Here is a 19,626-nt window from a genome sequence, read left to right as displayed (position 1 = left end):
GCCCACCTAGGGCGCAGCGGGAGAGGGCACGGGCGGGGCGGTGTCATGGACGCACATTGTGCGGCGGGCCGCCGCGACGGTTGTTTCCAAAGGTCCGGCCCCGCCAGCCGGCAGCCGTCTCAGCGCGATGCGGGACTGAACATATCGACACGGTCGGTGATGACGCCGTCCGTGCCCAGGTCGATCAGGCGCTGCGCGGCCCATTCATCGTTGACCGTATAGCTGCTGCAGCGCAGGCCCGCGCCATGCACCTTGGCGACCAGAGCGGCATCCCACAGCGCATGGTTGAGCACCATGGCCGCGCAGCCCAGGTCCAGCGCGGTGCGCAGGTCGGCGTCGCCCGTGGCATCGGCCAGCTTGTCCACCAGCAGGCCCCGCGGAATGTGCGGTGCCGTGTCGCGTGCGCCCTTGAGCGCATCGGTCTTGAACGAGGTGAACAGCGGCTGGATGCGGTCCCTGGGCCAGATGCGGTTCATCAGCTCGCCCGTGGCGCGGCCCGTGGCCTCTTCCTGGCCGGGCGTGGGCTTGATCTCCACGTTCAGGAAAAAGTGGTTGGCCAGGCACCAGCGCGCCAGGGCTTCCAGCGTGGGCAGGGCCTCGCCCCCGTAGGCGCGCGAATGCCAGCTGCCGGCGTCGAGCTGGGCGATCTCGCCCATGGACAGGTCGCCACCCGTGCCGTGGCCGTTGGTGGTGCGCTCCAGCGTGGCGTCGTGCATCAGGAACAGCACGCCGTCGGCAGACAGCTTGGCATCGCACTCGAACATGCGATAGCCGTGCGCGGCGCCCAGGCGGAAAGCGGCCATGGTGTTTTCGGGCGCCAGCTTGCCGGCGCCACGGTGGGCCACCCACAGGGGGTAGGGCCAGGATTTCAGGTTCTCGGTCATGGCGAGTCCGTCAAAAGAAGGGAGCTTGGATGGAAAAAGAGAGCCTCTGGGGCTCTCTTGGAAAAGGTCGGAGAGCCGGCCTTCAGGGGATCAGATCCGCTTGCCGCTTTCTGCGTCGAACCAGTGCAGGCGACGCTCTTCGGAAGGACGCACGCGCATGGTCTCGCCGGACTTGGGGAAGGGCGCGCCTTCGTCGATGCGTACCGTCATCGTCTCGCCATTGAGCGAACCATAGACCAGGCGCTCGGCGCCCAGCATTTCCACGGTGTCCACCTTGATTTCCCAGCCGCCTTCGTTGACGACGACCAGGTGCTCGGGGCGGATGCCCAGGATGCGGCCGGTCGTGCCGCCGGGCGCGTTCTTGAGCAGGTTCATCGGGGGCGAGCCGATGAAGCTGGCCACGAAGGTGGAGGCGGGCGTGTGGTAGACCTCTTCGGGCGTGCCGAACTGCTCCATCACGCCGCCGTTCATGACGATCATGCGCTGGGCCAGGGTCATGGCCTCGACCTGGTCGTGGGTCACGAACAGGCTGGTGATGCCCAGCTCGGCGTGCAGCTTCTGGATCTCGATGCGGGTCTGGCCGCGCAGCTTGGCGTCCAGGTTGGACAGCGGCTCGTCGAACAGGAAGACCTTGGGCTGGCGCACGATGGCACGGCCCATGGCCACGCGCTGGCGCTGGCCGCCCGACAGCTGGCGCGGCTTGCGGTCCAGCAGGTGCGACAGCTCCAGGATCTTGGCGGCCTTGTCCACGCGGCGCTTGATCTCCTCGGGCGGCACCTTGGCGATCTTCAGGCCGTAGGCCATGTTCTCGTAGTTCGACATATGCGGGTACAGCGCATAGTTCTGGAACACCATGGCGATGTCGCGCTTGGCCGGTTCCACGTCGTTGACGACCTTGTCGCCGATCAGCAACTGGCCGTCGGAGATCTCTTCCAGGCCCGCCACCATGCGCAGCAGGGTGGACTTGCCGCAGCCCGAAGGGCCGACGATGACGACGAACTCGCCGTCCTGGATTTCGGCGTTGACGCCGTGCAGTACCTGGTTGGCCGACGGGCCGTGGCCGTAGCGCTTGATCAGGTTGCGAAAGGAAATGGATGCCATACGAAGATTCTGGTTGAGTCGCAGAGCGAAGGGCGCTGGCGCTTGCTCTGCGGGGTTCTATACGGTGGGTGGGGGCGGTGGACGGCTTACTTTTCGGTGTCCACCAGGCCCTTGACGAACCAGCGCTGCATCAGGATCACCACGGCAGCGGGCGGCAGCATGGCCAGCAGGGCCGTCGCCATCACCACGTTCCAGTCGTTGCCGGTATCGCCGCTGGCCACCATGCGCTTGATGCCGATGACCACGGGGTACATGTCTTCCGAGGTGGTCACGAGCAGCGGCCACAGGTACTGGTTCCAGCCGTAGATGAACTGGATCACGAACAGCGCCGCGATCGAGGTCTTGGACAGCGGCACCAGCACATCCTTGAAGAAGCGCATGGGGCCGGCGCCATCGATGCGGGCGGCCTCCACCAGCTCGTCCGGCACCGTCAGGAAGAACTGGCGGAACAGGAAGGTGGCCGTGGCCGAGGCGATCAGCGGAATCGTCAGGCCGGCGTAGCTGTTGAGCATGCCCAGCGTGGAGACGACTTCGTAGGTGGGGCCGATGCGCACTTCCACGGGCAGCATCAGGGTCACGAAGATCAGCCAGAAGCAGATCTTCTTGAACGGGAAGCGGAAGTACACCAGTGCGAAGGCCGACAGCAGCGAGATCGCGATCTTGCCCACGGTGATCACCATGGCCGAGACGAAGCTGATCCACATCATGCGTGCCACGGGCGCGCTGGAGCCAGGGCCCGAGCCGCCGAACAGCGCGGCCTTGTAGGTTTCCCAGAAGTTGCTGCCGGGCACCAGGGGCATGGGCACCTGGATGATGTCCTGCGGCGTGTGCGTGGAGGCCACGAAGGCCAGGTACAGCGGAAAGCCGACGATCAACACGCCCAGCACCATGATCAGGTGCGAGAAAAAGGTCAGAAGAGGACTGCGTTCAACCATGATCAGTACTGCACTTTCTTCTCAACATAGCGGAACTGGATCACGGTGAGTGCAACCACGATCACCATCAGCACGACGGATTGGGCAGCCGAGCCGCTCATGTCCATGGCCTTGAAGCCATCGTGATAGACCTTGTAGACCAGGATGGAGGTGTCCTGGCCCGGACCGCCCTGGGTCGTGGCGTCCACGATGCCGAAGGTGTCGAAGAAGGCATAGACCACGTTCATCACCAGCAGGAAGAAAGTGGTGGGCGACAGCAGCGGGAACTGGATGTCCCAGAAGCGGCGCATGGGGCCCGCGCCGTCGATGGCGGCGGCCTCGATCAGCGACTTGGGGATGGACTGCAGGCCCGCAAGGAAGAACAGGAAGTTGTAGGAGATCTGCTTCCAGATCGCGGCGATGACGATCAGCGTCATGGCGTTGCCGGAGTTCAGCAGGTGGTTCCAGTCATAGCCGATCATGCGCAGCGCATAGGCCACGACGCCGATGGACGGCGAGAACATGAACACCCACAGCACGCCTGCCACGGCGGGCGCCACCGCATAGGGCAGCAGCAAGGCGGTCTTGTAGGCGAGCGCACCCTTGATCACGCGGTCCGCAAAAATGGCCAGCATCAGCGACAGCGCGATGCCGAACACCGCCACCAGCAGGGAAAAGATGGCCGTGGTCTTGAACGAGGCCAGGTAGGCAGGGTCATCCAGCAGATGCTGGAAGTTGGCGAAGCCCACCCATTCGGTGGAAAAGCCAAACGTATCCTGCGCCTGGAAAGACTGCACGATGGCCTGGCCTGCGGGCCAGAAAAAGAAGACCAGCACGATGACCATCTGTGGTGCTATCAGCAGCCACGGCAGCCAGGCGGATCGAAAAAGAACGCGTTTTTCCATGACGGAACTCGGTAGAACAAAACAGCCCGCAAACCGGATGGCCGTGGGGCCGCCGGTTGCGGGCCTGTGATGCACGGTGCGGGCTGCCTGCGCAGCGGCCACACCGCAGATCACATGGGAGGATTACTTGTTGGCCCGGGCGAAGCGGCCCAGTTGCTCGTTGCCACGGGTGACAGCGGTGTCCAGTGCCTGCTGGGGAGTCTTCTTGCCGGTCCAGATCTGTTCGGTTTCCTCATCGATGATGGTGCGGATCTGAACGAAGTTGCCCAGGCGGATGCCGCGCGACTTGTCGGTGGTCTTGCGGATCATCTGCGTCACGGCGGTGTCGGTGCCGGGATGCTTTTCGTAGAAGCCCGAAGCCTCGGTCAGCTTGTACGCAGCGGTGGTCACGGGCAGGTAGCCGGTGCGCTGGTGGCTGGCGGCCTGGATCTTGGTGTTGTTCAGGAAGTTGAAGAAGTCAGCCACGCCCTTGTAGCGTTCGGCGCTCTTGCCAGCCATCACCCACAGGGAAGCACCGCCGATGGCCGTGTTCTGGGGGGCGCCCTTCACATCGGCGTAGTAGGGCAGCTGCGACTGGCCGAAGGCGAACTTGCCTTCCTTGACCACGCGGGCGTACAGGCCGGAGGAGCCCGTGATCATCGCGCACTCGCCGGAAGCGAAGGCGGCGTCGGGCACGTTGCCGCGGCCCTTGTAGACGAAGCTGCCGTCCTTGGCGGCCTTGGCCAGGTTCTCGAAGTGCTTGACGTGCAGCGGCGAGTTGAACACCAGCTTGGCATCGGTGCCGTCAAAGCCGTTGTTCTTGGTCGCGTACAGGGTGTTGTGCCACAGCGAGAAGCTCTCCAGCTGGGTCCAGCTCATCCAGCTCGTGGTCAGTGCGCAGCGGTGGCCCGAGGCCTTGAGCTTTTCAGCGGCGGCGAACACTTCGGGCCAGGTCTTGGGCGGCTTGTTCTCGTCCAGGCCCGCCTTCTTGAAGGCGTCCTTGTTGTAGTAGAAGATGGTGGTCGAGCTGTTGAGCGGGTAGCTCATCATCTGGCCGTTGGGGGCGGTGTAGTAGCCGGCCACGGCGGAGATGTACTCGCCCTGGTCGAACTTGAAGCCGCCGTCGTTCATGACCTTGGTGACCGGAACCACGGCACCCTTGGAGGCCATCATGGTGGCCGTGCCCACTTCGAAGACCTGCAGGATGTCAGGTGCATTGCCGGCGCGGAACGCGGCGATGGCAGCTGTCATGGACTCGTCATACTGGCCCTTGTAGGTCGGCACGATCTTGTACTGGGTCTGGCTGGCGTTGTACTCCTTGGCCAGGTCGTTCACCCAGTCGCCCAGGGCCGCGCTCATCGAGTGCCACCACTGGATTTCGGTTTGGGCTTGTGCCGAGATGGTGGTGGCCGCGATCGCGGCCGCCATGGCCAGTTGCTTCAGTTGCATGAGGACTCCTCTAGTTCGGTGACGGTTTCAGACCGCTGCCACGGTAAGGCAGGGGCATGACATGTCTGTGTCATTGTTTTCGGATGCTTCTTACCGCACTACAGGCCAAACCCGGTGAGCCGCTGGTCCCGTATGTCAGTCGTGTGACAAAAAATGACACGCGAAGCGGCGCTATTTTAGGTCAATACCATTTCGTTTCAAAAGCACGGGTTGTTCGTATTGGCTCGTTTGTGCTCTTTCTGTATAAGGCCTGTTCGCCGGGGCGTGTCTGCCCCGTGGTGTTGGCGAGGGCTGGCGTCTCAGGGCAAGACGGCGAGCAGCCCAGAGCCCCGTAGGAAGCGGGCCTTCGAGGGGCTCGCTTAAAATTGCGCTCCCACTTGGCTTAGCGGCGCCCCTAGAGCGCCAGACACGGTCTACCCCCATGAATGTACCGATTGCGTTGGCGGCCCTGCAGGCACAGGCAGCCGAACCTGCACGTCTGCGAGAGATTCCCTACAACTACACCTCGTTTTCCGATCGCGAGATCGTGATCCGCCTGCTGGGTACTTCCATGTGGGATGTGCTCAACCAGCTGCGCCAGGAGCGGCGCACGGGCCGCTCAGCCCGCATGCTCTACGAGGTGCTGGGGGACATCTGGGTCGTCCAGCGCAATCCCTACCTGCAGGACGACCTGCTGCACAGCCCCGATCGCCGCAAGGCGCTGGTGGAAGCACTGGAGCACCGCCTGGGCGAGATCGACAAGCGCCGTGCTCCGCAGCAGGACCTCGTGCGCGATGCGCTGGTGGGCCAACTGGTCGATGCGGCGCGCCGCGCCGTGCATGAGTTCAACGCCACCTTCGTTGAGGCCGAGCAACTGCGCCGCCGGGTGCAAAAGAGCCTGGGCCGCCACACGGCCAAGGACAACATCAAGTTCGACGGCCTGTCGCGCGTGGCCCATGTGACGGACGCCACCGACTGGCGCGTCGAGTATCCCTTCGTCGTGCTCACCCCCGATACCGAAGCCGAGATGGCCGCCCTGGTGCGTGCCTGCATCGAGCTGCGCCTGACCATCATTCCGCGCGGCGGCGGCACGGGCTACACGGGCGGCGCGATCCCGCTGACCTGGCGCAGCGTGGTGATCAACACCGAAAAGCTCGAGGCCATGACGGAGGTGGAGATGCGCCGCATCCCCGGCGTGGACCACGAGGTGCCCACCATCTTCACCGAGGCCGGAGTGGTCACGCAGCGCGTGGCCGATGCGGCCGAGCGCGCGGGCTTCGTCTTCGCCGTGGACCCCACATCGGCCGAGGCCTCGTGCATCGGCGGCAACGTCGCCATGAATGCGGGCGGCAAGAAGGCCGTGCTCTGGGGCACGGCGCTGGACAACCTGGTGTCCTGGCGCATGGTCACGCCCGATGCGCAGTGGCTGGAAGTCACGCGCGTGGGCCACAACCTCGGCAAGATCCATGACGCCGAGATGGCCAGCTTCGAGCTGCAGTACTTCGAGGCCGACGGCAAGACCCCCATCCGCAGCGAGCGGCTGGACATTCCCGGCCAGAAATTCCGCAAGGAAGGCCTGGGCAAGGACGTGACCGACAAGTTCCTGTCGGGCCTGCCCGGCATCCAGAAGGAAGGCTGCGACGGCCTGATCACCAGCGCGCGCTGGGTGGTGCACCGCATGCCCGAGCACACGCGCACGGTCTGCATGGAGTTCTTCGGCAACGCCAAGGACGCCGTGCCCAGCATCGTCGAGATCAAGGACTTCATGTTCGCCGAGCAAAAGCGCTCGGGCGTGCTGCTGGCCGGCCTGGAGCACCTGGACGACCGCTACCTGAAGGCCGTGGGCTACGCCACCAAGAGCAAGAAGGGCAACGGCCATCTGCCCAAGATGGTGCTGCTGGGCGACATTGCCGGCGACAACGCCGACGATGTGGCCCGCGTGGCCGCCGAGGTGGTGCGCATCGCCAACTCGCGCAACGGTGAAGGCTTCACCGCCGTCAGCGCCGAGGCGCGCAAGAAATTCTGGCTGGACCGCAAGCGCACGGCCGCCATCTCGCGCCACACCAACGCCTTCAAGATCAACGAAGACGTGGTGATCCCGCTGCCCCGCATGTGGGAGTACACGGACGGCATCGAGCGCATCAACATCGAACTGTCGCTGCGCAACAAGCTCAAGCTGTGCGACGCGTTGACGGACTTCTTCCAGCACGGCGACCTGCCCCTGGGCAAGCAGGACGATGCGGGCGACATCCCTTCGGCCGAACTGCTGGAGGACCGCGTGCAGCAGGCCCTGGCCCTGGTGGCCGACGTGCGCACGCTGTGGCAGGGCTGGCTGGACAACGTGGAAAACCTCTTCCAGCAACTGCAGGATCACACGCTGCGCGCGAGCTGGAAGACCCAGCTGAAGGCGCCCATGGCCCAGATCTTCGCGGGCGCGGCCTTCCAGCCGCTGCTGGCCGAAGTCAATGCCATTCACCAGCGCGTGCTCAAGGGCCGTGTCTGGGTGGCGCTGCACATGCACGCCGGCGACGGCAACGTGCACACCAACATTCCGGTCAACAGCGACGACTACGAGATGCTGCAGACCGCCCATGAGGCCGTGGCGCGCATCATGGTGCTGGCCCGCCATCTGGACGGGGTGATCTCGGGCGAGCACGGCATCGGCATCACCAAGCTGGAATTCCTCAGCGACGACGAACTGGCGCCCTTTGCCGCCTACAAGCAGCGCGTGGACCCCGAAGGCCGCTTCAACAAGGGCAAGCTGATCCGCAACGAGAAGCTGCAGGCCGTGGTGGGCCAGAGTCATGACGGCCGCTCGCCGCGCGAATCGCTGATGTTCGCCGACCTGACCAACGCCTACACGCCCAGCTTCGGCCTGATGGGGCACGAGTCGCTGATCATGCAGCAAAGCGACATCGGCGCCATTGCCGACTCGGTCAAGGACTGCCTGCGCTGCGGCAAGTGCAAGCCCGTGTGCGCCACCCATGTGCCGCGCGCCAACCTGCTGTACAGCCCGCGCAACAAGATCCTGGCGACCTCGCTGCTGGTCGAGGCCTTTCTGTACGAGGAGCAGACGCGCCGCGGCGTGTCGCTGCGCCACTGGCAGGAGTTCGAGGACGTGTCGGACCACTGCACGGTCTGCCACAAGTGCTTCAACCCCTGCCCGGTGAAGATCGACTTCGGCGACGTGACCATGAACATGCGCAATCTGCTGCGCAAGATGGACAAGAAGAGCTTCCGGCCCGGCAACAAGCTGGCCATGGCCATGCTCAACGCCACCAATCCGGACACCATCAAGTTCATGCGTTCGGCCATGGTCGGCGTGGGCTTCAAGGCCCAGCGCCTGGCCTCCGACGTGCTCCACAGCCTGGCCAGGAAGCAGACCCAGCATCCGCCGGCCTCGGTGGGGCGTGCGCCGCTCAAGGAGCAGGTGATCCACTTCGTCAACAAGAAGCTGCCGGGCGGCCTGCCCAACAAGACGGCGCGTGCCCTGCTGGACATCGAGGACAAGGACTACGTGCCCATCATCCGCAGCCCGCAGACCACGAACGCGGACACAGAGGCGGTGTTCTACTTCCCCGGCTGCGGCTCCGAGCGCCTGTTCAGCCAGGTGGGCCTGGCCACCCAGGCCATGCTCTGGCATGCCGGCGTGCAGACCGTGCTGCCACCGGGCTACCTGTGCTGCGGCTATCCCCAGCGCGGCAGCGGCCAGTTCGACAAGGCCGAGAAGATGATCACGGACAACCGCGTGCTCTTCCACCGCGTCGCCACCACGCTCAACTACCTGGACATCAAGACCGTGGTGGTCAGCTGCGGCACCTGCTACGACCAATTGCAGGGCTACGAGTTCGGCAAGATTTTCCCGGGCAGCCGCATCATCGACATCCACGAGTACCTGCTGGAAAAGGGCGTGACGCTGCAGGGCAAGGAGGGCTACCTCTACCACGACCCCTGCCACTCGCCCATGAAGCTGCAGGACCCCATGAAGACCGTCAAGGCCCTGGTCGGCGACGGCGTGATCAAGAGCGAGCGCTGCTGCGGCGAATCGGGCACGCTGGGCGTCACGCGCCCCGACATCTCCACGCAGATCCGCTTCCGCAAGGAAGAGGAACTCAAGAAGGGCGAGGCCGCGCTGCGCGCCAGCGGCGCCCTGGCCGAGAAGGACAACGTGAAGATCCTCACCAGCTGCCCCAGCTGCCTGCAGGGCCTGTCGCGCTACGGCGGCGACATGAACAACGGCCTGCTGGAGGCCGACTACATCGTGGTCGAGATGGCGCGCCAGATCCTGGGCGAGAACTGGATGGCCGAATATGTTCAGCGCGCCAACGCCGGCGGCATCGAACGGGTTTTGGTCTGATGGCTGCTTCCGCTTCCTGCCCCCTGTGCGCCACAGAAGGCGGCCTGCCCGTCTGGCGCGGCCGGCGCCTGCGAGTGATTCGCGCCCAGGAAGAGGGCTTCCCGGCCTTCTACCGCGTGGTCTGGAATGCGCATGTGGCCGAGTTCTCCGACCTGGATGCCGCCGACCGCCAGCACTGCATGGATGCCGTGGTCGTGGTCGAGCGCGTCTTGCGTGAGCGCCTTGCGCCGGCCAAGATCAACCTGGCGGCGCTGGGCAACATGGTGCCGCACCTGCACTGGCATGTGGTTGCGCGTTTCGAATGGGACAGCCATTTCCCGGGCTCGGTCTGGGCTGCTGCCCAGCGCCCGCGCAATGGCGAGCGCGAGGCCGAGGTGGCAGCGCGCTTGCCAGCCATAGACACGGCGCTGTCGCAGGCACTCGATGCCTGGCAGCAGCACCCCGCCACTGAATGAGGAGCACCGCATGGCCGGCCTGACCCCTGACACCCCAACTCCCGAAGCCCTGACCGTGCACGGCGCATCGCGCGTGCTGGAAGTGGCCTATTCCGATGGCGCAAGCTTTCGCATTCCCTTCGAGCTGCTGCGCGTGTACTCCCCCTCGGCCGAGGTGCAAGGCCATGGCCCGGGCCAGGAAGTGCTGCAGACCGGCAAGCGCGACGTGGCCATCACGGCCATCGAGCCCGTGGGCAACTACGCCATCAAGCCCTTCTTCAGCGACGGGCATGAAAGCGGCCTGTACACCTGGGAATACCTCTACGAACTGGGCCGCCGCCAGGACGAGTTCTGGACCCAGTACCTGGACCGCCTGCAGGAATCCGGCATGGACCGCGACACCCCCATGCCCGGCAAGGCCGGCGGCGGCGGGCACGGCTGCGGCAGCCACTGACGCAGTACGCACGCAGGGGCCGGGGCGCGGCGTCTGCCGCGCCGTTCCCACAGCGCCACATTCAGGACCTTTGCACAGCACAGGGTTATTTGGGGTGGTGCTATATTAAAAATAGCTTGAAAGTCTTTGTTTGAAGGCGTTTCAGGCTGTTTGTTCTTGATAACCCTTGCCCGGCAAAGCCCGTGGCCACACGGGGTTGTCGCTGTACGCATTACTACTGCTTGCTTAGCATCGTTGTTATGAGCACCACACATTTCGGATTCCAGTCGGTGGACGAGCGCGAGAAGGCCAGCCGCGTGCGCGGCGTGTTCGACTCGGTCGCTTCGCGCTACGACGTCATGAACGACCTGATGTCGGGTGGTCTGCACCGTGCCTGGAAGGCCTATACGGTGATGGTGGCCAATCTCAAGGAAGGCGACAAGGCGCTGGACATCGCGGGCGGCACGGGTGATCTGGCCCTGGCCTTCGCCAAGAAGGTCGGCTCCACGGGCCAAGTGGTGCACACCGACATCAACGAAGCCATGCTGCGCGTGGGCCGGGACCGGCTGATCAACAAGGGCGTGATCCTGCCCACCATGGTCTGCGATGCCGAGGCCCTGCCGTTTCCGGACAACCATTTCGATCTGGTCAGCGTGGCCTTCGGCCTGCGCAACATGACGCACAAGGATGCGGCGCTCAAGGAAATGAACCGCGTCCTGCGCCCCGGCGGCAAGCTGCTGGTGCTGGAATTCTCCAAGGTGGCCAAGCCCCTGGAGAAAGCCTACGACTGGTACTCCTTCAAGATTCTTCCGGCCATGGGCAAGCTCGTGGCGGGCGATGACGCCAGCTACCGCTATCTGGCCGAGTCCATCCGCATGCACCCCGGCCAGGAAGATCTCAAGCGCCTGATGCAGGAATGCGGCTTCGGCCATGTGGACTATCACAACATGACGGGCGGCATTGCCGCGCTGCATGTGGGAATCAAGTGCTGAGCGCGTGAGGTGCTCGGTGAGGTGACGGCAACACGATTATTCGAGGAGATGACATGAAAAAGCTATGGTCTATGGTCTTGGTCGCGATGCTGGTGGTGGTCCACGGCACGGCCGACGCCAAGCGCATGGGCGGTGGCGGATCGGTGGGCAAGCAGTCGAGCAACGTGACGCAGCGTGAAGCCGCGCGCGCGCCGACACAGAACACGCCGCCGCAGAACGCCGCCACACAGAACGCTGCAGGCAAGCCGGCCACTGCACCGGCAGCTGCTCCCGCCAAGAAGCCCTGGGGCGCCATGCTTGGCGGCCTGGCCGCTGGCCTGGGCCTGGCCTGGCTGGCGAGCTCGCTGGGCCTGGGCGCCGCCTTCGGCCAGTTCCTGCTGATCGGCCTGCTGGCCCTGGTCATCATGGTGGTGGTGGGCATGGTCATGCGTTCGCGCCGTGCAGCGGCTGGCGCGCAGCAGGCATCGTCCAGCCCCTTTGCCTTCCAGAACGCAGCGCCTGCCGGTGCCGGCAATATCGGTGGCAACGTGGACAGCGCACCGCTGGCACGCCAGTACAACCCCGAGAAGGTCGGCAACGACGCATCGGCCCGTCCCTGGGAGCAGAACCATCAGCCGGCCGCCCTGGCTGCAGGCTCGGGCTCCGGCGTGCAGATCGGCTCGGCCCTGGCAGGCTCGCAGAACTGGGGTGTGCCTGAAGGCTTTGATACCGAGGGCTTCCTCACCGCTGCCAAGCGCAACTTCGTCACGCTGCAATCGGCCTGGGACCGCTCCGACATCGCGTCGCTGCGCGCCATGATGACCGACGAGATGCTGACCGAGATCCGTGGCCAGCTCAGCGAACGCGAGGCCCAGCGTCCCGGCCAGCCCAACCAGACCGACGTGGTCATGATCGACGCCCAGCTGCTGGGCATCGAGGACCTGGGCAATGACTACATGGCCAGCGTGGAATTCTCGGGCATGATCCGCGAGGACGCCTCGGCAGGTCCCACACCCTTCCGCGAAGTCTGGAACATGACCAAGCCCAAGAGCGGCAGCAGCGGATGGCTGGTCGCCGGAGTCCAGGCATTGCAGTAATTCCTCTCACTTCGGGAATAATCGGGGACTATGGCAACACAGTCCCCTTTTTCTTTCCTGAACGGCCTCATGGAACGCGTGATGGCCGGCCCGCAACCGCCGCAATGGCTGGTCAGCGAGGTGCATCAGCGCATCGTGCTGTTCCTCAACCATGTGCTGATGCAGGAAAAGGAGGCCACCGAGCGCCTGGTGCGGCAAAAGGGCCGCGTGGCGCGCGTGCAGTGGCGCGGCTACTCCATGGCCCTGCAGATCACGCCGGCCGGCCTGTTCAACGTGGCGCCTGAAGACGCGCAGCCCGATCTGCTGCTCGAAGTGACCGAGACCTCCGCACTGGCCCTGGCCCAGGTGGCCCTGCGCGGCGACAAGCCCTCCATCCGCATCGAAGGCGACGTGCAACTGGCCGCCGACATCAACTGGCTGGTGGACCACGTCGAATGGGATGTGGAGGAAGACCTCGCCCGCATCATCGGCGATGCGCCCGCGCACACCGTGGCCAAGGTGGGCCGCAGCGCTGCCCAGGCACTGCGCCAGTTCGTGGGCGCCCGCATGGCCGGCAAGCCCGATGCCGATGCCCCCGCCCCTGAAGCCGCACGTTCGGCAGCGCCCGCCAGCGCGCCCGTTGGTTCCCCCGTGGTGTCCCTGCCCGGTTTCGAGAACGACAAGCCATGAGCCGGTTTCTTCGCGGGCTGACCATCCTCTGGGTGGTGTTCCGCTACGGACTCGACGAGCTGGTGCTGTCGAGCTTCGAGCATCCCTGGATGCGCCGCGCACGCGCGGTGCTCACCCTGGGCCGCCGGCTGGACAAGCCGCGCGGCCAGCGCCTGCGCGAGGCGCTGGAGGAGCTGGGCCCCATCTTCGTGAAGTTCGGTCAGGTGCTGTCCACGCGCAGCGACCTGATGCCGCCCGACGTGGCCGAGGAGCTGGCCCGGTTGCAGGACCGCGTGCCGCCCTTCGATTCGCAGATTGCGGTGGACACCATAGAGCGTGCTTTCCGCAAGAAGCTGGACCAGATCTTCGTGAGCTTCGAGCGCGAGCCGGTGGCCAGTGCCTCCATCGCGCAGGTGCACTTTGCCGTGATCAGCGACCGCAACGGCGTGCAGCGCGATGTGGCCGTCAAGGTGCTGCGCCCGGGCATGAAGGCCGTGATCGACAAGGACCTGGCGCTCATGCACATGATGGCGCGCTGGGTCGAGCGCCTGTCGGCCGACGGCAAGCGCCTCAAGCCCCGCCAGGTCGTGGCCGAATTCGACAACTACCTGCACGACGAGCTGGACCTGATCCGCGAAGCCTCCAACGCCGCGCAGCTGCGCCGCAACATGGAAGGCCTGGACCTGGTGCTGATCCCCGAGGTGTACTGGGATTTCTGCCGCAACGACGTGATGGTCATGCAGCGCATGAAGGGCGTGCCCATCAGCCAGGTCGAGCGCCTGCGCGAGGCCGGGGTCGACATCCCCAAGCTCGCACGCGACGGCGTGACCATCTTCTTCACCCAGGTGTTCCGCGACGGTTTCTTTCACGCCGACATGCACCCGGGCAACATCATGGTCAGCCTGGAGCCCGAGACCTTCGGGCGCTATATCTCGCTGGACTTCGGCATCGTCGGCACGCTGACCGAGTACGACAAGGAATACCTGGCGCAGAACTTCACGGCGTTCTTCCGTCGGGACTACAAGCGCGTTGCCGAGCTGCACATCGAAAGCGGCTGGGTGCCGCCGAGCACGCGCGTGGACGAGCTGGAAGCCGCCATCCGCGCGGTGTGCGAGCCGTATTTCGACCGTCCGTTGGCAGAGATCTCGCTGGGCATGGTGCTGATGCGCCTGTTCCAGACCTCGCGCCGCTTCCATGTCGAGATCCAGCCGCAGCTGGTGCTGCTGCAAAAGACGCTGCTCAACATCGAAGGCCTGGGCCGCCAGCTGGACCCCAATCTGGACCTGTGGAGCACCGCCAAGCCCTTCCTCGAAAAATGGATGCTGGACCAGATGGGCCCGCAGCGGCTGTGGCGCGAGCTGCAGGCCGAGGCGCCGCGCTACGCCAAGCTCATTCCCGAGCTGCCGCGCCTGATCCATCGCCGGCTCACGCGCAACTCCGGCGAGCACGACGAACTGCTCAAGGAACTGCTGCAGCAGCAAAAGCTCACCAACCGCCTGCTTCAGGCCATCGTCAGCGCGGGCATAGGCTTTGTGATCGCGCTGATCCTGCTGCAACTGGTGGTGCGCCTGCGCTGGTACTGAGAACACCGACGGGTTTCAAGCCCTCTGACTTTTCCCACTTTGAATCAGGAGTGCCAGCGTGCTGCTCTCAATGGTGATCGCCTACCTGTTCGTGACCATAGCCATTGGCCTGTGGGCGGCCAGGCGGGTCAAGAACACGGCCGACTTTGCAATTGCCGGGCGCCATCTGCCCATGTACATGATCATCACCACCACGTTTGCCACGTGGTTCGGCTCGGAGATCGTGCTGGGCGTGCCCGCCAAGTTCATCGAGGGCGGCCTGCGCGGCGTGGTCGAGGACCCGTTCGGCGCGGGCATGTGCCTGATCCTGGTGGGCCTGTTCTTCGCGGGCAAGCTGTACCGCATGACGCTGCTGACCATCAGCGACTACTACCGCCACCGCTATGGGCGCTCCATCGAGATCGTCTGCTCGCTGATCATCATGCTCAGCTACCTGGGCTGGGTCTCGGCCCAGGTCACGGCGCTGGGCCTGGTTTTCAACCTGCTGTCGGGCGGTACGGTCAGCATTCCCGTGGGCATGGCCATCGGCGTGGTGTCCATCCTGGCCTACACGCTGTTCGGCGGCATGTGGTCGGTGGCCGTGACCGATTTCCTGCAGATGATCATCCTCGTGGTCGGACTCGTGGTGCTGGCCTGGTTTGCGGGCGACATGGCCGGTGGTGCCGACAAGGTCATCGACTTGGCCGTGAGCCGCGACCTGTTCCAGTTCTGGCCCGAACCCAGCTGGCATGACATCCTCTTCTTCTTTGGCGCAGCCATCACCATGATGCTGGGCTCCATCCCCCAGCAGGACGTGTTCCAGCGCGTGATGTCGGCCAACAGCGAAAAGGCCGCCACGCGCGGTACCGTCATCGGCGGCACGGCCTATATCTTCTTTGCCTTCGTTCCCATGTTCCTGGTGACCAGCGCGCTGATCATCATGCCGCAGGAGGCGGCGGAACTGCTCGGGCAGGACCCGCAGAAGGTGTTGCCCACCCTGGTCATGGACAAGATGCCCTTCGTCATGCAGGTGCTGTTCTTTGGCGCGCTGCTGTCGGCCATCAAGTCCTGTGCCTCGGCCACGTTGCTGGCACCCAGCGTGACTTTCACCGAGAACATCTGGCGCCAGTTCCGCACCCAGGCCAGCGACCGGGAAATGCTGCTGGCCATGCGCACCAGCGTGCTCGTCTTCAGCATCTGCGTGCTGGCCTACTCGATCAAGATGGAAGGAACGCCCATCTATGAGTTGGTCTCCAGCGCCTACCAGGTGCCGCTGGTCGGCGCCTTCGTGCCGCTGGTCTTCGGGCTGTACTGGAAGCGCGCCACCACGCAGGGCGCCATTTGCGCCGTGGCACTGGGCATTGGCGTGTGGGTGGTCTTCATGGCCACGCCGGCTTTGCACGAGGCATTTCCGCAGCAATTGGCGGGACTGCTGGCGGCTGTGACGGGGATGTTGGCCGGGTCACTGGCACCCCAGTGGCTGGCCAATCGCAGCGCAGACATTCTTGAGTTCAGGCCCGAAAGGTAAACGCATGCCTGAATGTGACCTGGAAAACAATTGATCACAATTATCGATAGTTATTTTCTATAAAGTTGGCGCTTGGGATCATGGAGGTCCCAAGATGCTGACATGTGCGGTATGAAGCACAGATCCTGACAGTACGGCGGACCTCCGAAATCAAACGCTTGGGAGGAAGCACTGTCATGAGAACACTGGAACTGATTGCGAAGACTTGCCGGCTGAGGCTGCGGACTGCTGCCGGCGTCCGATTGCGATGGGGAGGGCTTGGAGGCGCCTTGCTTGTGCCAGCCCTGTGCGGCCAGGTGGCAATGGCTGCACCGAGGATCCCGGTCGCGCCGGTCATTGTCTGGAGCGAGGATTTCGAAAACCCGCAGACACCCCCCATCGCCACGGAGGGGCGGGATCTGCTGGCCTACAAGGGCGCGGACCCTGCGGGGCAGACGTACACCGCCGACCCCCTGTACCGGATGAGCGCCAACCAGTGCAATGGCATAGTCACGTCCTTCAGCCAGGATCCGAATTCGGCGGCCATGATTGCGGCGTGCGCTGTCCAGGGCAATTGGAACAGCCTGCAGCAGATGGCCGAGGTCGTCGGGCGCTATCAGGGCCAGAGTGCGGCGGCTGCACGCAACAATCACGTCATGGCAATGCTTACAGCGAATGGGACCTTTCCTGCTGGCGCAATTGCCTTTCGCACCGCCACCAATATTGCACAAAGTGCCAGCAGCAGATTTCTCACGGCCCGTACCGATGTGGTGGCGACCTTCTGCTCGTCGGGATTTACAGCCCCGCTGCTGCGTTTTTCTCTGATCAATGACGCTGGTACGGAACTGCCCATCTCCACGACCGCGATCAATCCATGCGTGGGTGGACAGTCATTCAATACAACCTCTATCGGTGTTTCCGGCCCCCAGACCGCTGTGGCCCAGACAGTGACCTCTCCCGGAGCCCTGCTCTTCAGCGGAGCTTCTGTCGGGTTTGTCCTGCACAACGACCAGACCAGTTTCATGGGCAACGATTCGTCGATCGACAACGCGCAGATCATCGACGTGACGCCGCAGCTGGACAAGGCCTTCTCGCCTGCCAGCATCCAACTCGGGCAGGTCTCCCGGTTGACCATGACCATCACCAATACGACCGATCTGCTGCGCAAGCAAGGCTGGTCGTTTACCGACAACCTGCCTGCAGGACTGGTTGTCGAGGGCAATGCCAGCACCACCTGCCCCGGCACGAACGTGCAGGCAGCAGCAGGGGGTAGTACCGTGACCGTGTCCAACGGAGACCTGGCCCAGGGTGCCGCCTTTTGCGAAGTGAGCCTCGACGTGCGTCCGACCGCGACAGGCAGCTTCACCAACGGTCCTTCCAACCTCTCCCTGATCGGCCTGAACCAGCCGGCCACACTGGTTGTGCTGGCGGTTGAGCCAACGGCCGACATGCAGGCCACCTCCATCACGCTTCCCACGACCATGACGGTGGGCGCGCCGGTGTCCGGCAGCTTCAGCTGCACCAATGCCGGCCCCAGTGAGGCCACGGCGGCCTCGTGCGTGATCTCCGGCCTGCCCGCCGGGGCGACCACGTCCTGCACACCCAGCGTTCCCACGGCCTCGCCATTGGCATCGGGCGGCAGCATTGCCTGCACGGTGCAGTTCACGCCCACCACAACGGGCACCATCGCGGCCTTGGTGACGGCGAGCAGCAGCACCGTGGATCCGGTGCCGGCCAACAACACCAAGGCACACCCCTTCAATCCCGTGGAGCGGGCCGACATGCAGGCCACCAGCGTCACGCTGCCGGCCACCGCCAACGTGGGTGTTCCCGTGAAGGGTTCTTTCGTCTGCACGAATGCCGGCCCCAATGCGGCGGCCTTTGCCAATTGTTCCATCGCAGGGCTGCCGGCAGATGCCAGCACCTCATGCACGCCTGCGGTGCCGACAGGCACGCCGCTGGCCTCTGGCGCAAGCATTGCCTGCACGGTGAGCTTCACGCCCACCACGCAGGGCAGCCTCACAGCCACCGTGACGGCGGTCAGTGGAACCACGGACCCGGAGCCGGCCAACAATTCGCGTGACCAGGAGTTGGTGGTTGCTGCCGCGTTGGCGCCGGAGCCGGTCCCCGCCACCGGGGTGCCTGCCCTGGTGCTGATGGGCCTGGCCGTCATGCTGGCGGGCCTGGGAACGCAGCGAGGCCGGGTACGGCGCTGAGCACGGATGCGGCAAGCCCCCGGCAGCGGGGGCGGTCGGGCCTGATGGAATGCCAGTCTCCGCGACTGGCATTTCTCATTGGAGGCCACCAGTTGCCGGCCCTGTACGCGCGCCTTGTGGCCTGCCCCGCCTGGGCCATTGGGCTTGAGACAGCCGCAGTATCGGACGGATGCCTATAATCGAAAGTTTTGCATCTTCCCTCGTATTAGCATTAGCGCCATGCCTATTTATGCATACAAGTGTGGCTCCTGCGGTCATGCCAAGGACGTGCTGCGGAAAATCTCGGATGCCCCGCTGACGACCTGTCCGGCCTGCGGGGCCGAGACCTTCTCCAAGCAGCTGACAGCTGCCGGCTTCCAGCTCAAGGGCTCGGGCTGGTATGCGACCGACTTCAAGAACAGCGGTGGCAAGAGCGCCGCCGCACCGGCTCCCGCAGCCGATGCTCCTGCCTCGGATACTTCTGCCGCACCAGCGGCAACTGCGTCCGCGCCCGCTGCGGCCCCTGCATCTGCCTCCGCGCCCGCAACGGCCCATTGATCAAGGCTTGCATTTCATGTCCGCTCTGCGCAAATGGCTGTTCGCCGGCCTGCTGGTGATCGTTCCGCTGGTGATCACGCTGGGCGTGCTCAACTGGATCATCGGCACGCTCGACCAGACGCTGACCATCCTGCCCGAGGCCTGGCATCCGGATCGGTTGCTGGGCTTCCATATCCCCGGCTTCGGTGTCGTGCTGACGCTGCTGATCCTGCTCGTGGTCGGTGCGGCGGCCAGCAACTTCATCGGCCGCAAGCTCGTGTCCTGGGGCGATGCGGTGGTCAGCCGCATTCCTGTGGTGCGCTCCATCTATTCCAGCGTCAAGCAGGTGTCCGATACCGTGTTCTCGGACAGCGGCAATGCGTTTCGCACCGCCGTGCTGGTGCAGTGGCCTCGTGAAGGCGTCTGGACCGTGGCCTTCGTCACCGGCTCGCCCAGCGGGGAGGTTGCCGCCTACCTGCGCGACGAATACCTGAGCGTCTTCGTGCCGACCACGCCCAACCCGACGGGCGGCTATTTCGTCATCGTTCGCAAGAGCGATTGCATCGAACTGGAAATGAGCGTGGATGCCGCGCTCAAGTACATTGTTTCCATGGGCGTGGTGACTCCACCGGATCTCGCAGTGCCCGCGGAACCCAAATAACAAACTGTCGCGC

The 19,626-nt window shown here is 64.6% G+C and carries 16 protein-coding genes; 11 read left to right on the top strand and 5 right to left on the bottom strand.

Annotated features, from left to right (window positions below; translation table 11 throughout):
* Nucleotides 1-119: 119 nt before the first annotated feature.
* The 5 genes from ugpQ to ugpB form a co-directional block, all read right to left on the bottom strand.
* Nucleotides 120-884 (bottom strand): glycerophosphodiester phosphodiesterase, encoded by a 765-nt coding sequence (gene ugpQ / locus ACN20X_RS25940; RefSeq protein ID WP_473210020.1) that lies wholly within the window; start codon nt 882-884, stop codon nt 120-122.
* 90 nt (nt 885-974) lie between these two features.
* Complete coding sequence (gene ugpC / locus ACN20X_RS25935) at nt 975-1,985, bottom strand: sn-glycerol-3-phosphate ABC transporter ATP-binding protein UgpC (RefSeq protein ID WP_034364052.1); 1,011 nt, start codon at nt 1,983-1,985, stop codon at nt 975-977.
* Nucleotides 1,986-2,071: 86 nt separating this feature from the next.
* Nucleotides 2,072-2,920: a sn-glycerol-3-phosphate ABC transporter permease UgpE gene (gene ugpE, locus ACN20X_RS25930; protein ID WP_016445666.1), complete on the bottom strand. Its 849-nt coding sequence runs from the start codon at nt 2,918-2,920 to the stop codon at nt 2,072-2,074.
* A gap of 2 nt (nt 2,921-2,922) precedes the next feature.
* Nucleotides 2,923-3,804: a sn-glycerol-3-phosphate ABC transporter permease UgpA gene (gene ugpA / locus ACN20X_RS25925; RefSeq protein WP_016445667.1), complete on the bottom strand. Its 882-nt coding sequence runs from the start codon at nt 3,802-3,804 to the stop codon at nt 2,923-2,925.
* 123 nt (nt 3,805-3,927) lie between these two features.
* Complete coding sequence (gene ugpB / locus ACN20X_RS25920; RefSeq protein WP_012207263.1) at nt 3,928-5,232, bottom strand: sn-glycerol-3-phosphate ABC transporter substrate-binding protein UgpB; 1,305 nt, start codon at nt 5,230-5,232, stop codon at nt 3,928-3,930.
* Nucleotides 5,233-5,653: 421 nt separating this feature from the next.
* On the opposite strand from ugpB, the gene ACN20X_RS25915 reads away from it, so the two are divergent.
* The 11 genes from ACN20X_RS25915 to ACN20X_RS25865 all read left to right on the top strand — a co-directional run bounded on the left by ACN20X_RS25915 (nt 5,654) and on the right by ACN20X_RS25865 (nt 19,613).
* Nucleotides 5,654-9,568: a DUF3683 domain-containing protein gene (locus ACN20X_RS25915; RefSeq protein WP_473210019.1), complete on the top strand. Its 3,915-nt coding sequence runs from the start codon at nt 5,654-5,656 to the stop codon at nt 9,566-9,568.
* Nucleotides 9,568-10,023, top strand: a complete 456-nt coding sequence (locus ACN20X_RS25910; protein WP_017407144.1) for an HIT family protein — start codon at nt 9,568-9,570, stop codon at nt 10,021-10,023. Before ACN20X_RS25915 ends, ACN20X_RS25910 begins: the two co-directional genes overlap by 1 nt.
* 10 nt (nt 10,024-10,033) lie before the next feature.
* On the top strand, nt 10,034-10,456 hold the full coding sequence (locus ACN20X_RS25905; RefSeq protein WP_016445670.1) for a gamma-butyrobetaine hydroxylase family protein: 423 nt from the start codon (nt 10,034-10,036) through the stop codon (nt 10,454-10,456).
* Between the two features lie 239 nt (nt 10,457-10,695).
* Nucleotides 10,696-11,427 (top strand): bifunctional demethylmenaquinone methyltransferase/2-methoxy-6-polyprenyl-1,4-benzoquinol methylase UbiE, encoded by a 732-nt coding sequence (gene ubiE, locus ACN20X_RS25900; RefSeq protein WP_012207259.1) that lies wholly within the window; start codon nt 10,696-10,698, stop codon nt 11,425-11,427.
* A 53-nt stretch (nt 11,428-11,480) separates the two neighbouring features.
* Nucleotides 11,481-12,503: a Tim44 domain-containing protein gene (locus ACN20X_RS25895; protein ID WP_016445672.1), complete on the top strand. Its 1,023-nt coding sequence runs from the start codon at nt 11,481-11,483 to the stop codon at nt 12,501-12,503.
* Between the two features lie 30 nt (nt 12,504-12,533).
* Entirely contained in the window at nt 12,534-13,172 is a 639-nt protein-coding gene (locus ACN20X_RS25890) for a ubiquinone biosynthesis accessory factor UbiJ (RefSeq protein WP_016451035.1), read from the top strand.
* On the top strand, nt 13,169-14,734 hold the full coding sequence (gene ubiB, locus ACN20X_RS25885; RefSeq protein ID WP_016445674.1) for a ubiquinone biosynthesis regulatory protein kinase UbiB: 1,566 nt from the start codon (nt 13,169-13,171) through the stop codon (nt 14,732-14,734). The genes ACN20X_RS25890 and ubiB overlap by 4 nt, the downstream gene beginning before the upstream one ends.
* 58 nt (nt 14,735-14,792) lie before the next feature.
* A complete protein-coding gene (locus ACN20X_RS25880) occupies nt 14,793-16,241 on the top strand; it encodes a high affinity choline transporter 1 (protein WP_043789767.1) in 1,449 nt (482 codons plus the stop codon).
* A 176-nt stretch (nt 16,242-16,417) separates the two neighbouring features.
* A complete protein-coding gene (locus ACN20X_RS25875; RefSeq protein ID WP_473210018.1) occupies nt 16,418-18,436 on the top strand; it encodes a DUF7933 domain-containing protein in 2,019 nt (672 codons plus the stop codon).
* A gap of 219 nt (nt 18,437-18,655) precedes the next feature.
* Nucleotides 18,656-18,973: an FmdB family zinc ribbon protein gene (locus tag ACN20X_RS25870; protein WP_016445677.1), complete on the top strand. Its 318-nt coding sequence runs from the start codon at nt 18,656-18,658 to the stop codon at nt 18,971-18,973.
* 16 nt (nt 18,974-18,989) lie between these two features.
* Nucleotides 18,990-19,613, top strand: coding sequence for a DUF502 domain-containing protein (locus ACN20X_RS25865; RefSeq protein WP_016445678.1), 624 nt, complete (start codon nt 18,990-18,992; stop codon nt 19,611-19,613).
* Nucleotides 19,614-19,626: the final 13 nt, after the last annotated feature.

Source organism: Delftia sp. PX-1 (assembly GCF_055797465.1).
Note: the sequence above shows the minus strand (reverse complement) of the source record. Positions and strands in the feature narration are given on the sequence as shown.

Excerpts from the sequence above, each read along its gene's own strand:
- ugpB (WP_012207263.1), bottom strand. The coding sequence starts at position 5,232 with ATGCAACTGAAGCAACTGGCCATGGCGGCCGCGATCGCGGCCACCACC.
- ACN20X_RS25865 (WP_016445678.1), top strand. The coding sequence starts at position 18,990 with ATGTCCGCTCTGCGCAAATGGCTGTTCGCCGGCCTGCTGGTGATCGTT.
- ugpC (WP_034364052.1), bottom strand. The coding sequence starts at position 1,985 with ATGGCATCCATTTCCTTTCGCAACCTGATCAAGCGCTACGGCCACGGC.
- ACN20X_RS25895 (WP_016445672.1), top strand. The coding sequence starts at position 11,481 with ATGAAAAAGCTATGGTCTATGGTCTTGGTCGCGATGCTGGTGGTGGTC.
- ACN20X_RS25870 (WP_016445677.1), top strand. The coding sequence starts at position 18,656 with ATGCCTATTTATGCATACAAGTGTGGCTCCTGCGGTCATGCCAAGGAC.
- ACN20X_RS25890 (WP_016451035.1), top strand. The coding sequence starts at position 12,534 with ATGGCAACACAGTCCCCTTTTTCTTTCCTGAACGGCCTCATGGAACGC.
- ACN20X_RS25875 (WP_473210018.1), top strand. The coding sequence starts at position 16,418 with ATGAGAACACTGGAACTGATTGCGAAGACTTGCCGGCTGAGGCTGCGG.
- ubiB (WP_016445674.1), top strand. The coding sequence starts at position 13,169 with ATGAGCCGGTTTCTTCGCGGGCTGACCATCCTCTGGGTGGTGTTCCGC.
- ACN20X_RS25905 (WP_016445670.1), top strand. The coding sequence starts at position 10,034 with ATGGCCGGCCTGACCCCTGACACCCCAACTCCCGAAGCCCTGACCGTG.
- ubiE (WP_012207259.1), top strand. The coding sequence starts at position 10,696 with ATGAGCACCACACATTTCGGATTCCAGTCGGTGGACGAGCGCGAGAAG.
- ugpQ (WP_473210020.1), bottom strand. The coding sequence starts at position 884 with ATGACCGAGAACCTGAAATCCTGGCCCTACCCCCTGTGGGTGGCCCAC.
- ACN20X_RS25915 (WP_473210019.1), top strand. The coding sequence starts at position 5,654 with ATGAATGTACCGATTGCGTTGGCGGCCCTGCAGGCACAGGCAGCCGAA.
- ugpA (WP_016445667.1), bottom strand. The coding sequence starts at position 3,804 with ATGGAAAAACGCGTTCTTTTTCGATCCGCCTGGCTGCCGTGGCTGCTG.
- ugpE (WP_016445666.1), bottom strand. The coding sequence starts at position 2,920 with ATGGTTGAACGCAGTCCTCTTCTGACCTTTTTCTCGCACCTGATCATG.
- ACN20X_RS25910 (WP_017407144.1), top strand. The coding sequence starts at position 9,568 with ATGGCTGCTTCCGCTTCCTGCCCCCTGTGCGCCACAGAAGGCGGCCTG.